At 64.6% G+C, this 17,050-nt stretch carries 6 protein-coding genes; 5 read left to right on the top strand and 1 reads right to left on the bottom strand.

Annotated features, from left to right (window positions below; all coding sequences use genetic code 11):
• Nucleotides 1–28 precede the first annotated feature (28 nt).
• The 5 genes from MLB1_RS00660 (at nt 29) to MLB1_RS00640 (ending at nt 16,086) form a co-directional block, all read left to right on the top strand.
• Nucleotides 29–931, top strand: a complete 903-nt coding sequence (locus MLB1_RS00660) for an SDR family NAD(P)-dependent oxidoreductase (RefSeq protein WP_180747838.1) — start codon at nt 29–31, stop codon at nt 929–931.
• A 40-nt stretch (nt 932–971) separates the two neighbouring features.
• Complete coding sequence (locus MLB1_RS00655; RefSeq protein ID WP_180747837.1) at nt 972–2,504, top strand: DHA2 family efflux MFS transporter permease subunit; 1,533 nt, start codon at nt 972–974, stop codon at nt 2,502–2,504.
• 174 nt (nt 2,505–2,678) lie between these two features.
• On the top strand, nt 2,679–3,617 hold the full coding sequence (locus MLB1_RS00650) for a methionyl-tRNA formyltransferase (RefSeq protein WP_180747836.1): 939 nt from the start codon (nt 2,679–2,681) through the stop codon (nt 3,615–3,617).
• Between the two features lie 79 nt (nt 3,618–3,696).
• Nucleotides 3,697–3,906, top strand: a complete 210-nt coding sequence (locus MLB1_RS00645) for an MbtH family protein (RefSeq protein ID WP_180747835.1) — start codon at nt 3,697–3,699, stop codon at nt 3,904–3,906.
• Between the two features lie 102 nt (nt 3,907–4,008).
• Nucleotides 4,009–16,086 carry a non-ribosomal peptide synthetase gene (locus tag MLB1_RS00640; protein WP_180747834.1) on the top strand — a complete coding sequence of 4,026 codons (12,078 nt, stop codon included), beginning with the start codon at nt 4,009–4,011 and terminating at the stop codon, nt 16,084–16,086.
• Here the strand turns inward: MLB1_RS00640 and MLB1_RS00635 are convergent.
• Nucleotides 16,083–17,036: an alpha/beta fold hydrolase gene (locus MLB1_RS00635; RefSeq protein WP_180747833.1), complete on the bottom strand. Its 954-nt coding sequence runs from the start codon at nt 17,034–17,036 to the stop codon at nt 16,083–16,085. The genes MLB1_RS00640 and MLB1_RS00635 overlap by 4 nt on opposite strands.
• Nucleotides 17,037–17,050: the final 14 nt, after the last annotated feature.

The following is a 17,050-nucleotide window of genomic DNA, read 5'->3' as shown; positions in this document are numbered from 1 at the left end:
CGGCAGCACACGAGCAATGGGAGACCGGATGCGGGCCGTCAGGCGCATGATCAACGTTCTTACGAAGCCGATCCGGGTCAGCTATCCATGGACCCCCACGCTCGCCGAACGTGTGAGCGGCCGGACCGTACTGATCACGGGTGCGTCGAGTGGGATCGGGCGCCGGCTGGCAGAGCGCATCGCGGAGGCGGGGGCGATCGTGCTTGTCACCGCCCGCCGTGCCGATGAACTCGACGAGGTCGTGCGCGGGATCAGGGTGCGCGGCGGTATCGCGCATGCAGTGCCCGGTGATCTGTCGACGGGCGATGGTGCCGATGCGGTGGCCAACGAGGTCATCGAACGCTATGGGGCACCGGATATTTTGGTGCTGAACGCGGGCCGATCCATCATGCGGTCTCTCGCGGACTCAGAACATCGGCTGCACGATTTCGAGCGGACGATCGCGATCAACTACCTCGGCGGTGTCGGGCTGCTGGTGCGGCTACTGCCGGGAATGCGTGTCCGACGGTCGGGGCATATCGTGCACAGCTCGTCGATTGGAGTGCTGGGCAACCTGCCCGACTTCTCGGCCTATGTCGGGTCGAAGGCGGCCATGGATGCGGTGCTGCGCATCGCGGCCATCGAGAGCCGCGCCGACGGGGTGCGTGTCACCAATGTCCACCTCCCGTTGGTGTCGACGGATATGACAGCGCCGACCGACTGGAGCCAATACGCATCGCTGTCTTTGGATGAGGGCGTCGACATGGTCCTCGACGCGATCCGTCGGCGGCATCGTGAGGTGAACAACCCGCTGGGGATCCTGTACCGGGATTCGTATCGGGTTGTGCCCGGCATCGTCAGTCGGGTGCAGAACGATTACTACCGTTGGTATTCGAACCGCAGCCGGAGTCCGGAAGCCTCGGCAGAAGCGGTGACCGCCCCGTCGAGGTAGACCCCAACTGGGCCGTTTACGTGGATATACTCGCCGACCTATGGACAGCGTGCCTACCGCCCTCCCGGCGCCGAGCGGGCCCGCCGATCAGCTGGGTGTGGAGAGGCCAGGTCACCCGGACAAGCTGGACGCCGCGCTGCTCCGGATCGCCGGCATATGCGGTTTGGCGAGTGTCATGGCCTTCCTGGACAGCACGGCGGTCGCTGTCGCCCAACGCACCTTTGTCGCCGAGTTCGGTTCCAATCAGGCCGTCGTCTCTTGGACCATAGCCGGCTACATGCTCGCCTTCGCGACCGTGATCCCGATGAGCGGATGGGCGGCCGACCGATTCGGCACCAAACGGTTGTTCCTGGGTGCGGTCCTGGTGTTCACGGTCGGTTCGCTGCTGTGCGCGGTGGCGCCAAATATTCTGCTGCTCATCATCTTCCGTGTGGTACAGGGCATCGGCGGCGGTATGTTGATGCCGCTGAGCTTCATGATCTTGACCCGCGAGGCGGGACCAAAGCGGCTTGGCCGCGTGGTGGCGATAGGGGCGATTCCCTTCTTACTCGGCCCTATCGGTGGGCCGATCCTGGGTGGGTGGCTGATCGGCAGTTATGGCTGGGAATGGATATTCCTGATCAACCTGCCGATCGGGCTGAGTGCCTTTGTGCTCGCCGCACGCATGTTCCCGGCGGATCGCCCGGCGCCGTCAGAGAAACTCGACATCGTTGGTGCGCTGCTGCTGTCACCCGGCGTGGCGACGTTACTTGCCGGGGTGTCGGCCATCCCCGGGCGCGACAGTGTGGCCGACCGCCATGTCCTGCTGCCCGTAATTATCGGCGTGACATTGATTTTCGCCTTCGTGGTGCACACCAGGAACCGGGCGGCCCACCCGCTTATTGACCTGCGGCTATTCGAGAACCGTGTGGTCAAGTGGGCCAACATCACGCAGTTCGCTTTTGCCGCCACCTTCGTCGGCGCAGGCTTGCTCATCCCGAGCTATTTCCAGGTGGCACTGCACCAGACGCCGATGCAGTCTGGGATGTCCATGGTGGCGATGGGAATCGGTCTCGTACTGACCGTGCCTCTCGCGGGGGTGTTCATGGATAGGCATGGGCCCGGCGCGATCGTGTTGATCGGCCTTCCGGGGATTGCGATGGGCCTGGGGATCTTCACGTACGGAGTTGCGCGGCAAGCAGATTTTTCGCCGATACTGCTGGCCGGATTGCTGATTATGGGCATGGGTGTTGGCTGCACGTCGACGCCGCTCTCGGCGGCGTGCGTGCAGTCGCTGGCGCCGTCCCAGGTGGCGCGGGGTACCACGCTGCTCAGTGTCAACGACCAGGTGGGCGGATCGGTTGGGGCCTCGCTGGTGGCAGTGCTGCTGACCAATCAGTTCAATCGCGCCGGAGGTGGAATCGAGGCGGATGGCCCGTCGGTGCTCGTGAGTTCAGAATTTGCGGGGAACGCTTCCCAGTGGCTTTCGCACTCGTACACGATGGTGTTCTTGGTGACCGTCGCATTAGCGATAGTCACCATAATTCCCGCGGTTTTCCTGCCGAGGAAATTGGTGGTACAGGTCGACGCCTGAGAATCGTTGCAGTGTCTCGCCATCTGGGCGGCCGGTGGCCTAGTGCTAAGGTCCACTGCAGCTTAGGGAAGGCTTGCATAACCTGAGAAAATCCTTAAGCTGATCTGCCAGTGGGCCGTGTTCATCGGTGCGCACAAGCCCCTGAACAGCATTGAAGAGCTAAAGGGGTCGTGTATGCGCATTGTGTCGTTCGGATATCAGGTCTGGGGCTACCGAACCCTGCAGGCAATGATCGATCTGGGCCACGAGGTCGTGCTCGCCGTCACCCACCCGTCCAGCGACGAAGCGTACAAGGCGATTTGGTCAGCACCGGTCGAGGAACTCGCGCGCGAGCACGGTATCCCGGTGCATATCACGAAGCGGGTCGATGCTGAAACCATCGGTTTGGTCAAGGGTGCCGAGCCCGATGTCATCGTCGTCAATAGTTGGTACAACCGGATGCCGGTCGAACTCTACGACTTTCCGCCGCATGGCACGCTGAACTTTCATGATTCCTTGCTGCCTAAATTCACCGGTTTTTCCCCTGTCTTATGGTCATTGATCAGCGGTGAATCCGAATTCGGATTGACCGTGCATCGAATGGACAGTGGGCTGGATACCGGAGACATTCTGGTGCAGCGTTCGCTTCCCATCGGCTCCGCCGATACCGGCACCGAGTTGGTATTGCGAGGCATGGACCTGATTCCGGGTGTGCTGGCCGAAGCGCTCGGTGCGCTCGAGTCCGGCGCCGCCGTCTGGCGACCGCAGAACAAGGCCGAACGGACCTACTGTCACAAGCGTTCAGAGCGTGACAGCGCGATCGACTGGACATGGCCCGCCGAGGATCTCGAACGGTTCGTACGCGCGCTGTCCGACCCGTATCCGCGCGCCTTCACCTTCTACGACGGAGAGCGGATCGAGGTTCTGGAGGCGCGCATTTCCGAGGCCCGCTACGGCGGGACGCCGGGCCGGGTCATCGTCCAGGAGGAAGGCGGGGTGGTGGTCTGCGGGTCATCTGCCTATCGCGTCGGTAACCGCGGACTGGTGATCACCCGTATTCGTTGCGCTGACGGGGTCGAGCGCAGTGGCGAAGAGTACTTCCGGCGCGGGGGATATCTCAACAGCCACCCATGATCTCGGGACGGCAGAACGGGTGCTGTCAGGCAGGACGCGCGGCGCCGTCGCTCTCAGATCGTGATGATGAGGAAATTCGATGCAAACCAATCCCTTTGACGATGACAGTGGCAGTTTCATGGTTCTGGTCAACGACCAGGAGCAACACAGCTTGTGGCCGTCCTTCGCTGATGCCCCGGCGGGCTGGCGTGTGGTCTACGGCCGCGCGGGCCGTGCGGCGTGTCTGGAGTACATCGATGAGCAGTGGACCGACATACGGCCGAAAGACCTACGCCAAAGACTCGCGTAGAGACCATGTTCGCAGGTGATGTTCGCCAAGCGCGACAAGGCATCTCAACGATGACATTTCAGAAGCCAGTATGCAGGCCCAAGTAGGGAGTTCGTCGTCCTCATGCTCAACTACGGAACGCGTCCAGAAGTTCTTGGACCCCTGACAGCCGCTCAGCGGTCGATATGGGCCGCCCAGCAATTGCGCCCCGAGGTGCCCTACAACTTCGCGGGATTCCTCACGATCGATCACGACGTGGACGCCGAACGGCTCATGGTCGCGTGCGAATCGATGGCCGCACGGTTCGGTACGCCATGTGCGCGGCTGTCCGTCGAGGACGGCGAACCGATTTTCGTCATCGACCGCTCGTTTCCGGAGACCATGCACTGCATCGATCTGCGCGCCGAGCGTGACGCGGTAGCCGCTGCTCGCCGCTGGATGGACGAGGAATACCGCCGGCCCATCGACTTGCTCAGCGATCGGCTCACCCACTTCGCGCTATTGCGGATTGCGGACGATGTGTCGTACTTCTACATGCGCACACACCACGTGCTGCTGGATGGATACGCCACCAACAATCTGCTGAGGCATATCGCGGATGTCTACTCAGGGTCGGTAGCCGCTGAGACGGAGGTCGACTTCTCCGAGTTCTCGGTGATCCGCGAGGCCGACCTGAAGTATCGGCAGTCCTCGCGTAGCGCAGCGGATTTCGAGTATTGGAAGACCGTCATGCATGGGCCCGTCGAGGTCGCCGACCTCGCGGGAATGGAGCGTTCCGTGACGCCTCGCCACCCACTGGTGCGTGAGCTGGTCTGTGATGAGCTGCTGTCACAGAACGGGCTTGGTCAGTTCGAGGTGGCCAGAGTCGTCGCGACATTGGCGACATTCGTCGCGAAAACAACTGGACGTCAGCGGGTTTCATTGTCATTGCCAGTGTCGGGGCGCACCACGGCGGCACTGAAAAGATGCGGTGGCATGGTGTCGAACCTGGTGCCGTTGTTCGTCACCATCGACGACGCGGATACCATTGGTGCACTGGATGATCAGGTCGCCAAGGCCGTGATTGGTGCGTTGCGGCATCAGCAGTTCCGGCGCTGGCCGGAGCTGGTTACCGATGCGGGCCGCCGCGATACAAACATTGAATTCGGCCAAGTAATCAACGTATTCGACTTCGCGGATGCGTTCTTCTTCGGGCCGTCGGAGGCCGTGGTCAACGTGTTGACCACATTCCCCATTCAGGACATCGCAGTCAATATCTATCCGCGGCCGGGCGGTGGTGCCTCGCGTATTCAGTTCGCGTGGAATCCCGACAGGTACACCACCGACGAGATCGACAGGCACATAACCCGTTTGGAATCGCTCCTGGGTCGGCTCTTGGCGGCCGACGCCTCGCTGGTGGTGGGTGAGGTCTCATTGTTGGACCGGCGTGAGCGTCATCAGGTGCTGGAGGAGTGGTCCGGTACCGATGTCCAGGCCCCGGTAGGGGTGGCACCGGAATTGCTGGCTGCAGCGGCGGCCGCCGATCCGGAAGCGGTGGCGGTGGTGGACGGCGCCCGCGAGCTGTCGTATCGCGAGCTCGATGAGTGGTCGACGCGATTGGCGCGGGTGCTGATCGAGGCCGGGGTGGGCCCTGAGCGCGCGGTGGGTGTGGCGTTGGACCGTAGTGCCGAGTTGGTGGTGGCGTGGTGGGCCGTGGTCAAGGCTGGCGGAATCTATGTGCCGGTGGACAGTGCCCATCCGGTCGATCGGATCGCCTCGGTCTTGGATTCCGTTGCGGCTGTGTGCGTGTTGACCTGTGGCGCGGGGGAGGTGGCCGGGGCGGGTGCGCGCCCGGTGCTGCGCGTCGACGGTCTCGGTGTGTCCGGGCAGTCGGAGTGGTCTCAGGAACCAGTCACGTTGCTGGCTGAGAACACCGCGTATGTGATCTTCACATCGGGCTCCACCGGTACCCCCAAGGGTGTGGCGGTCCGTCACGCTGGCCTGCCGGGAGTGGTCGCAGCGCAACGCGATCTGCTCAAACTGGGCGTCGATGAGCGGCTGCTGATGGTGGCCTCGCCGACATTCGATGCGTCGGTCTTTGAGATCTTGTGGGCGGTGGGGGCGGGAGCCACGCTGGTGGTGGCACCGCGAGATGTGTACGCCGCCGACGCATTGACGGAGTTCTTGCAGACCCAGCGGGTCACCGCGGCGGTGCTGACCCCGACGGTGTTGTCGTCACTGGACCGCGCGCGGCTCGATGCGATGCGCACGTTGGTCACCGCGGGGGAGGACTGCCCGCGGGAGCTGGTGGACGCCTGGGCGCCGGGCAGGCGGCTGGTCAACGCCTACGGCCCCAGCGAGGCCACCATCTGGGCGACCTCTGCGCCGGTGGTGGCCGGGCAGCCGGTCGACATCGGTGCCCCGATCCCGGGGGTGCGCGCGCTGGTGCTCGACGCGGGGCTGAACCCGACACCCATCGGGGTGGTGGGCGAGTTGTATCTGGCCGGGGCCGCGCTGGCATCCGGCTATGTGGGCCGCGCGGAGCTGACAACCGAACGGTTCGTGGCCAACCCGTACGGGCAGGGTGGGGCGCGGATGTACCGCACCGGAGACCTGGTGCGCTGGAACATGAATGGCGCGTTGCAGTACATGGGTCGCGCCGATGAGCAGGTCAAGGTCCGCGGTAACCGCATCGAACTCGGCGAAGTTCAGGCCGTGCTGGCCGGTGTCCCCGGGGTGGAGCAGGCCGTGGTAATCGTCCGCGAGGACCGTCCCGGTGACAAGCGCCTAGTGGGTTACGTCACCGGTGCCGGCACCAGCGCCATAGACTCCGCTGCGATTCGTGCCGCGCTCGGTGATCGGTTGCCGGCCTACATGATTCCGTCCGCGATTATCGTCCTGGACGCACTGCCGCTGACGACCAATGGCAAGCTCGATATCCGGGCGTTACCGATACCCGAGATCGCAGCCGGTGAGTACCGAGCGCCATCCGATGCGGTCGAGCAGACCCTGGCCGCCGTCTATGCGCAAGTCCTCGGGCTCGAGCGGGTTGGTGTGGACGATTCGTTCTTCGATCTCGGTGGGGACAGCATCATGTCGATGCAGGTGGTGTCCCGGGCACGCACGGCCGGGGTGCTGTGCCGACCACGCGATATTTTCGTCGAGCAGACCGTGGCGCGGTTGGCACAAGTGGCCACGATGGTCACCGGCGATACCGACGAGGGCGATGACGGCTTGGGTGAGGTGATCGCGACACCGATCGTGCGGTGGCTGCAGGATGCGCAGGGCGAGATCGGCCAGTTCAACCAGACGATGGTTGTGACGGTGCCCTCGGCCGTGACCGAAGCTGATGTGGTGGTGGTGCTCCAAGGGCTGCTGGACCGCCATGCCATGCTGCGACTCCGCGCCGAAGACAACAGTGTGGGTGCATGGTCGTTGACCGTGCCCGAGCCGGGGAGCGTGGACGCGCGCGGCTGCCTGCAATCGGTGGATGTGCTGTCCGATGAGGCGCTGGTCCAGGCCCGGGCGCGGTTGAACCCGGCCACCGGAACCATGCTGAGCGCACTGTGGGCCGGTTCCACCGCCCAGCTGGCACTGGTCATCCACCATCTTGCGGTCGACGGGGTCTCCTGGCGAATTCTGTTGGAAGACATCAACATCGGCTGGACTCAGCATCACGCCGGGCAGCCGGTGGCCTTGCCGCCCGGCGGCACATCCTTCGCTCGGTGGTCGGCATTGATCGACGAGCATGCGCGCACCGCCGAGGTGCTCGAACATGCCGAGGCGTGGAAGCGGGTGGCGGCGACCCCGGCATTGCTGCCGGCCGTGCGTCCCGAGCTGGACACGTATGCCACCGCCCACACGTTGTCGGTGCCACTGGATGTCGAAACCACCCGCATCTTGTTGGGCGAGGCGGCTGCGGCGTTCCATGCGGGGGTGGGCGAGATCTTGTTGATCGCCTTCGGCTTGGCGGTCGCTGAGCTGTCGGGTAACAGCGGTGCGCCGGTCGGTATCGACGTGGAAGGCCATGGGCGCCAAGAGGAATTGGGCGTCAGTACGAATTCTCCGGTGGACCTGTCGCGCACGGTGGGCTGGTTCACCAGCAAGTACCCGGTGGCATTGAGTGTCGGCAGGTTGGACTGGGCACAGGTGAGCGCCGGTGATCCTGCGTTGGGCGCAGTGATCAAGGACGCCAAGGAGCAGCTCCGCGCCCTGCCCGATGGCATAACCTACGGCTTGCTGCGGTATGCGAATCCCGAGGTGGATCTCGGTGGGGCAGAACCGGTTATCGGGTTCAACTACCTGGGACGGCTGGGCGGCGGTGTCGGGCCGGCCGATCAGATGTGGCTTCCGAGCCCCGATGCCCTGTCGGCGGCCGCGGTGACCGCCGCGGTGCCAGTGTCGTTGGCTCATACCGTGACACTGAATGCGGGCATCCTCGATACAGAGGCCGGACCGCATCTGGAGGCCAACTGGACTTGGGCGCCCTCGATGGACGATGCCCAGGTCGGCCGGCTGAGCCAGCTGTGGATCGAGGCATTGACGGGTATCTGCGCGCATGTGTGTGGTGGCGGAGGGGGATTGACCCCGTCGGATATCGCCCCCGCACACCTCACCCAGCAGCAGATCGGCGAACTCGAGCAGCATCACCGAGTCGCCGATGTGCTGCCGCTGACCCCGCTGCAACAGGGACTGCTCTTCCTCGCCACCGCCCACGTCAACGGTGACGATGTGTATGCGGTGCAACTGAATCTGACCCTCGCCGGCCTGCTCGATGCGCACCGGCTGCGCGATGCGGTGCACGCGGTGGTCACCCGTCACCCCAACTTGGCGGCACACTTCTACCCTCAGTTCGACCCGCCGGTACAGGTCATACCAGCTGATCCGGTCGTCCCCTGGCAGTACGCCGAACTTGACGGCGGTATCGATGCCGAGGCGCCGTTTGAGCAGCTGTGCGCCGCTGAACGCGCAGCGGTATGCGATCTGAGCAGACCGCCGCTGTTCCGGGTGGCTTTGATCCGCACCGGTCACGACCAACACCGCTTGGTGCTCACCAGCCACCACACGGTGCTCGACGGTTGGTCGTTGCCGATCCTGCTGCAGGAGATCTTCGCGAGTTACGGCGGACACAGCCTGCCTCCGGCGGTGCCGTATCGCAGGTTCGTGACGTGGCTGGCCGATAGGGATCTCGATGCCGCGCTAACGGCCTGGCAGGACGTGCTGTCCGGGTTCGAGACACCCACATTGGTGGGCCCCCTGCACAAGCTGGGATCGGGGCGGCGCGGCACACAATCGCGGCGTCTGTCCGCGCGGGCAACACAGGCACTGACCGAACTTGCCCGCGCGCACCACACCACCGTCAACACCGTCTTGCAGGCGGGCTGGGCGCAGCTGTTGGTCTGGTTGACCGGTCAGCACGATGTGGCCTTCGGTGCAGCGGTCTCGGGCCGCCCCACCGAGGTGGCAGGCGCGGAATCCATGGTGGGCCTGTTGATCAATACAGTGCCGGTGCGCGCGCGTATCACCGCGACGACTACTGCCGCCGAGCTGTTGGAGCAGCTACACAGTGTCTCGAACCGCACGCTGGACCACCAGCACGTGGCGCTTCCCGAGATTCATCGTGTGACAGGGCAGGACCAGCTCTTCGACACCCTGTTCGTCTACGAGAACTACCCCATCGACCCGGCGGCATTCGGGACGGTCATGGGCACAGGCGAATTGGCTATCGCGGGGTTCTCCAGTCGCGAAGCCACCCACTACCCGCTGGCCCTGCAGGTCACGCCCGGCCACGAACTGGTGCTGAGCATCGAACACGACACCGATGTTTTCGATGTCGAGAGTGTCGAGGTGTTGGTTGGCCGGTTGGAGCTCGTGCTGGCGACCATGGTGGCGGACCCGTTGCGGCGGTTGTCCTCGGTGGATGTCTTGGGTGCCGACGAACGTGAGCGTTTGGACGTGATGGGCAACCGGGCGCTGCTGGGCCGTCCGGTGGCAGGGGTGTCGATTCCGGAGTTGTTCGCGGGCCAGGTGGCGAGGACCGCCGATGCGGTTGCGCTGAGTTGCCGGGACCGGTCGTGGACCTACGCTGCGGTTGACCGTGATTCGAACCGTTTGGCGCACTTCCTGATTGGCTTGGGTGCCGGTCCGGGCCGCTGTGTGGCGGTGATGTTCGGGCGATCCGCCGAGGGGATCATCGCGATCTTGGCGGTGCTCAAGACCGGGGCGGCATACGTGCCGATTGACCCGGCGGTGCCCGACGTGCGGATCGATTTCGTGGTCGGTGACGCGAAACCGGTGGCGGTGGTCACGACCGCGACGTTGGCCGGCCGGTTCGGGGCGCATGATGTGGTGGTTGTCGACATCGACGACCCGGCCATCGACGTGCAGACCGGCGCATCGCTGCCGCTACCCGCCTCTGACGATGTCGCGCACATCATCTATACCTCGGGCACCACCGGTATTCCCAAGGGAGTGGCGACAACTCACCACAACGTGACGCAGTTGTTGGAGTCGTTGCATGTCGGTTTGCCCTCGGGGCCCGGACAGGTGTGGTCGCAGTGGTATTCGTTTGCCTTTGACGCCTCGGTGGAAGAGATCTGGGGTGCGCTGTTCCACGGTTCGCGGCTACTCGTTGTCCCGGAGTCGATCGGTCCGGATGAGTTCCAGGCCTTGCTGATTGACGAACATGTCACCGTGTTGCACCAGACTCCGTCGGCCGTATCGGCGCTGTCCGTGGAGGCGCTGGAGTCGGTGGCGCTGGTGGTGGCCGCCGAGGCATGCTCGGCGGAGCTGGTGGACCGCTGGGCCCCGGGTCGGGTGATGACGAACGCCTATGGGCCTACCGAGACCACGATGTGCGTGACGGTCAGTAAGCCGTTGGCCGCGGGTTCGGGGACGCCGACGATCGGCGGGCCGGTACCGGGGGCCGCGCTGTTCGTGCTCGATGCCTGGCTGCGGCCGGTGCCGGTCGGTGTGGTCGGTGAGCTGTATGTGGCCGGGCTCGGGCTGGGGCTCGGATATGTGAGCCGGTCCTCGTTGACCGCGTCGGGGTTTGTGGCGTGCCCGTTCGGTGCCCCAGGCGAGCGTATGTATCGCACAGGGGATTTGGTGCGTTGGCGTGCGGACGGGAACTTGCAGTACCTGGGCCGCGCTGATGAGCAGGTCAAGATCCGCGGGTATCGCATCGAGCTCGGTGAGATCCAGGCCGCCCTTGCCGACGTGGTGGGGGTCGAGCAGGCGGTGGTGATCGTGCGCGAGGACCGACCGGGCGATAAGCGTCTGGTCGGTTATGTCACGCAGTCGCCTGAAGCGGAGCTGGCTGGCGGAGTCGATACCGCCGGGGCGCGCGTGGCGCTGGGCGAGCGGCTGCCGCCCTATATGGTGCCGGCCGCGGTCGTCGCGGTGGACGCCTTGCCGTTGACGATCAACGGCAAGCTCGATACCCGTGCCTTGCCGGAGCCGCGGTACCAGGAAACGCAATACCGTGCTCCGTCCAATCCGGCCGAGGAAATCCTGGCCGATATCTACGCGCGCGTGCTTGGGCTCGAACGCGTCGGCGTCGACGACTCGTTCTTCGATCTGGGCGGTGACTCCCTGTCGGCCATGCGCTTGATCGCGGCCATCAACAAGTCGATGAGCACACATCTGACCGTGCGCGCCCTCTTCGACACCGCCACGATCGCCAAGTTGGCCCCGGGCCTGCGGACGGATACGGGCGGGCGCGCACCGTTGGTACCCACCTCACGGCCCGCGGTGATTCCGCTGTCGTTCTCGCAGCGGCGGTTGTGGTTCCTGGACCAATTGCACGGTGCCTCACCGGTGTACAACATGGCGGTCGCGCTGCGGCTGTGCGGGCAGCTCGACCTGGATGCTCTGGGTGCGGCGCTGTTCGATGTGGTGCTCCGCCATGAGTCGCTGCGCACTGTATTCCGCGATGAGGAAGGTGTGCCGTACCAACAGGTGCTGGCACCCGAAAGTGCGGAATTCTGCTGGGAGGTGGTCGATGCCACCGCATGGCCGCCCGCGCAGCTGGACGAAGCGATCGGCGCCGCCGCGCGCCACACGTTCGACTTGTCGGTCGAGATCCCCATAAACGCAAAGCTCTTCACGGTGCCCGGGGACGAGCACGTACTTGTCGCCACGGTTCATCACATCGCCGCCGACGGCTGGTCGGTGGCCCCGCTCATGCGTGACCTGACGGTGGCGTATGCCAGCCGGTGCGGGGGACACGCACCCCGTTGGGCACCGCTGCCTGTGCAGTACGCCGATTACACACTGTGGCAACGTGATCAGCTCGGCGACCTCGAAGACAGCGAGAGCGCCATCGCCACCCAGGTTGCCTATTGGCAGGATGCGTTGGCCGGGATGCCCGAACATCTCTCGCTGCCCACAGACCGGCCCTACCCGGCGGTCGCCGACTATCGCGGTGCCAGTCTGGATCTGGAATGGCCCGAGCAGCTGCAACACGCGGTGCGTTCGCTGGCTCGTGAACACGGAGCCACCAGCTTCATGGTGATTCAGGCGGCCCTGGCCGTACTGCTGTCGAAGATCAGCGCCAGTTCCGATGTGGCGGTGGGTGTCGCGGTCGCCGGCCGCGATGAGCCCGCGCTTGATGAGCTGGTGGGATTCTTCGTCAATACCTTGGTGCTGCGCGTCGATATCGACGGCGATCCCACGTTCGCGGACCTGCTCGGGCAGGTCCGGACCCGCAGTCTCGGAGCGCTCGAACACCAGGACGTGCCCTTCGAAGTGCTGGTGGAGCGGCTGAACCCGATCCGGTCGCGGAGCAGTCATCCGCTGGTTCAGGTCGGATTGACTTGGCAGAACCTCCCCGGGCAGGATGCCGCCGGACTAGGGCTGGGCGATCTGCGGATCACTCAGATACCGGTGCACACCAACACCGCCCGCATGGACCTGACGTTCTCTCTGGGTGAGCGCTTCACCGAGGCCGGTGAGCCTGCCGGGATCGGCGGTGCGGTCGAGTTCCGCACCGATGTATTCGATCTCCAGAGTGTCGAGTCATTGATCGCGCGCCTGCATCGGGTTTTGTCGGCCGTGACTGCTAATCCCTTGGCTCGGTTGTCATCGGTGGATCTACTTGATGACGACGAGCGCGCCCGACTGGATGAGTTGGGCAATCGGGCCGCGTTGTCTGCGCCGGTAACGCCGGTGTCGATACCGGAACTTTTTGCGGCGCAGGTGGTTCGCACTCCCGAGGCGGTGGCGATCAGCTGCGGGCCGCGCTCGTGGACCTATCGTGAACTGGACGAAGAATCGAATCGTTTGGCGCACTTACTGATTGGCCATGGCGCCGGTCCGGGACAGTGTGTGGCGTTGTTATCGGAGCGTCGCGGTGAGGCCATCATCGCGATTCTTGCGGTACTCAAAAGCGGTGCTGCGTATCTGCCGATCGCCCCGGCGGTTCCCGATGCGCGCATCGAATTCATGATCTCCGATGCCAGTCCGGTCACCGCGATCGCGAGTGCGATATTGCGTTCGCGCCTCGATGGGTACGGGTTGCCGGTCATCGATATCAGCGGTCCTGCAGTGGGTGCGCAGCCCAGCACCGCGTTGGCGGGGCCGGCTGCCGACGATATTGCGCATATCGTGTACACCTCCGGTACCACCGGTATTCCCAAGGGCGTTGCGACAACTCACCACAACGTGACGCAGGTGCTGGGATATGAGCACCTGGGTATTCCGTCGGGGCCGGGGCAGGTGTGGTCTCAGTGGTACTCGTATGCCTTTGATGCCTCGGTGGAAGAAATTTGGGGTCCGCTGCTGCACGGTGGCAGCCTCGTGGTGGTCCCCGAATCGTTGGTCCCGGAAGATTTTCAGGAATTCCTGGTCTCCGAGCGAGTCACCGTCTTGCACCAGACACCCTCTGCCGCAGCCGCGCTGTCTCCGGAAGCTCTGGAAGGCATGGCGTTGGTGGTGGCTGCCGAGGCCTGCTCGGCCGAGATGGTGGACCGGTGGGCGCCGGGGCGGCTGATGGTCAACGCCTACGGCCCTACCGAGAGCACGCTGTGTGTGACGGTCAGTCCGCCGCTGGCGGCGGGTTCGGGGACGCCGGCGATCGGTGTTCCGGTGGCAGGGGCTGCGCTGTTCGTGCTGGACACCTGGATGCGGCGGGTTCCGGCGGGCGTGGTCGGCGAGCTGTACATCGCGGGCCACGGGCTCGGGGCCGGTTATCTGCACCGGTCAGGGCTGACGGCATCGCGGTTTGTGGCGTGCCCGTTCGGAGAGCCTGGGCAACCGGGACTGCGTATGTATCGCACCGGCGATTTGGTCCGTTGGGGTACCGACGGGCAGTTGCACTATATGGGGCGTGCCGATGATCAGGTCAAGATCCGCGGCTACCGCATCGAGCTCGGCGAGATCCAAACTGCGCTAGCCGATCTCGATGGCGTCGAGCAGGCGGTGGTGATTGTGCGTGAGGATCGTCCGGGCGATAAGCGCCTGGTCGGATACGTCACCGGGGTTATCGAGCCGGCCAAGGCGCGCGCGGCGCTGGCCGAGCGGATACCGGCCTACATGGTGCCCGCGGCCGTGGTGGTCATCGACGCTTTGCCGTTGACGGTCAACGGGAAGCTTGATACCCGTGCGCTGCCGGAGCCGCAGTATCAGGAAACCCAGTACCGTGCCCCGTCGAACCCGGTCGAGGAGACCCTGGCCGGTCTCTACGCGGAGGTGCTCGGCCTGCCGCGCGTCGGTGTCGACGACTCGTTCTTCGATCTGGGTGGTGACTCCCTGTCTGCGATGCGTCTTATCGCCGCCATCAACAAATCGATGAACACGCACCTGACCGTCCGTGCTCTCTTCGACACCCCCACGGTGAGCAGGCTGAGCGGGCAGCTGGACAGGCATGCCAGCGACCCGCGCTATGTGGCCGTGCACGGTTCCGAGGGCGCAGAGGTGCGGGCCGCCGACCTGACGCTGGACAAGTTCATCGACGCGAAAACCCTCAGCGTGGCAACGACACTGCCGAAGCCCAGCAGGGAAGCACGCACCGTACTGCTGACCGGGGCGACCGGCTTCCTCGGGCGGTACCTGGTGCTGCAATGGCTCGAAAAGCTGGAACTGCTCGACGGCAAGCTGATCTGTTTGGTACGGGCCTCATCTGACGAGGAGGCCCGTCGCCGGCTGGAGCAGATTTTCGACAGCGGCGACCCGGAACTGTTGCGGCACTTCCATGAACTGGCCGAAGACCATTTGGAGGTCGTCGCCGGTGACAAGGGCGAAGCAGGCCTCGGTTTGACCGAGGAAACCTGGCAGCGGCTGGCCGATACCGTTGACGTGATCGTCGATTCGGCGGCCGTTGTCAGCGGCGCGCTGTCCTATGGCGAGTTGTTCGGACCGAATGTGGCGGGCACCGCAGAGCTGATCCGGTTGGCGTTCACCACGAAGCTGAAGATGTTCACCTTCGTGTCGACGGCCAATGTCGGTGACCCGATCAAACGGGTGGCCTTCACCGAGGACGCCGATATCCGCGATATCTGTGCCACGCGTGCCATTAAGGACTCGTACGCCAATGGCTACGGCAGTAGCAAGTGGGCGGGAGAGGTGCTGCTGCGTGAAGCCCATGACCTGTGCGGGTTGCCGATCGGGGTCTTCCGCTGCGACATGATCCTGGCCGATACCACCTATGCAGGTCAGCTGAACGTATCGGATGTGTTCAGCAAGATGATTCTGAGCATCGTGACCACCGGCTTGGCACCCAAGTCGTTCTACCGCCTTGATGCCGACGGCAATCGGAGGCGTGCGCACTTCGATGGGCTGCCAGTGGAATTTGTCGCCGAGGCGATCACCACCTTGGGTGTTCAAGTGGTTGACGGGTTCCAGACCTATCACGTGATGAACCCGCACGATGACGGCATCGGTCTCGACGAGTACGTCGATTGGTTGATCGAGGCCGGGTACCCGATCGAGCGCATCGACGACTTCCAGAATTGGTTGCAGCGGTTCGGGACCGCCCTACAGGCGCTTCCCGATAAGCATCGGCGAAATTCGGTGCAGCAGATGTATCTGACGCTGGTGCAGGACCCCGAGAGAGTGAGTCCCGTTGTGCCGACTGTCGGTTCATTCGCGCCGGCCGATCGTTTCCGTGCGGCGGTGCAGGAAGCCAAGATTGGGCCTGATAGCGATAATCCGGACATCCCTCAGGTCTCGGCGGCGAACATCGTCAAGTACGTCACCGATATGGAGCTACTCGGGCTGCTTTAGGCGTCAGCGTGCTGCTCGGAGGCAGGACCGATGAATTCGAGACCGGCGTTGATCGCGGGGCGGTGCCGCAGGATTCGGAAGTGCGCCAGGCGCCCGAGTCCCTTGGTCGCCATCAAACGGGCTCCAGGCCATGAATCCGCTAGGCGCTCGCTGCACTCATAGGGGGTGTCCGGGTCGTCGGGGTCGTGAATCAGCAGCAGCGGGGGATGCCCGGCGGTCGCAGCGACGCGGACCAACTCGGTTTCGGGCAGCGTCATCTCGATGCGGCGCTCCAGCTGACGCTGCAGTCCGGCGCGTATCCGCTTGCCGAAGCCGTGCCGCGCGGCGAACAGATCGAGGTACAGGGGGAAATCACCCATCGGCGCCAGGTACACCAAACGGCCCACGGATGCGCCGTAGGAAGCGGCGAACGTGGTCGCGTTGGACCCCAGGGAGTGGGCCACCACCGCGTGGGCGGGCCCGTGCTCCTTGATGACGGCCGCGACCGCGTGCGCGCACTCGATGAGCGTGGTTCGCCCCGGTGCGAGCGCGCCCGGGGCGGACTCGTTGTGGCTGGGCAGGTCGAAGGCGATGACGCGGTAACCGGCCTGCAGGAGAGGCTTGATGAAGATCCCCAGGTGTGTGCGCTGCCCGCCCCAGCCGTGGACCAGATAGACCGTCGGCCCTTCGCCCCACGACTCACCCGCAATACGGTGCCCGTCCCAGTGGGCCTCCAGCGGCTCGCCGGGGGGCACGCCGGGCGGCATGCGCAGACTCGACTCGATGACCGGCGGGGTGCACCACAGTTCGACGGCCCACCGCGATCCGATGGCGGGCGCGAAGCGCTCCAACCACCAGAAAGCCCGGCGTATCCGGTCGGAGACCGGAGGTTGAACTCCGGAGCCGTTCACGTCAAGGACGGGCTCCGCGCCCTGAGTTGGTGCGGACTCCGTCTTCTCTTGTGCAGTCACGTCAAGGAGTCTAT

It is taken from the genome of Mycobacteroides sp. LB1 (genome assembly GCF_013449725.1).
Lineage (GTDB): Bacteria > Actinomycetota > Actinomycetes > Mycobacteriales > Mycobacteriaceae > Mycobacterium.
Note: the sequence above shows the minus strand (reverse complement) of the source record. Positions and strands in the feature narration are given on the sequence as shown.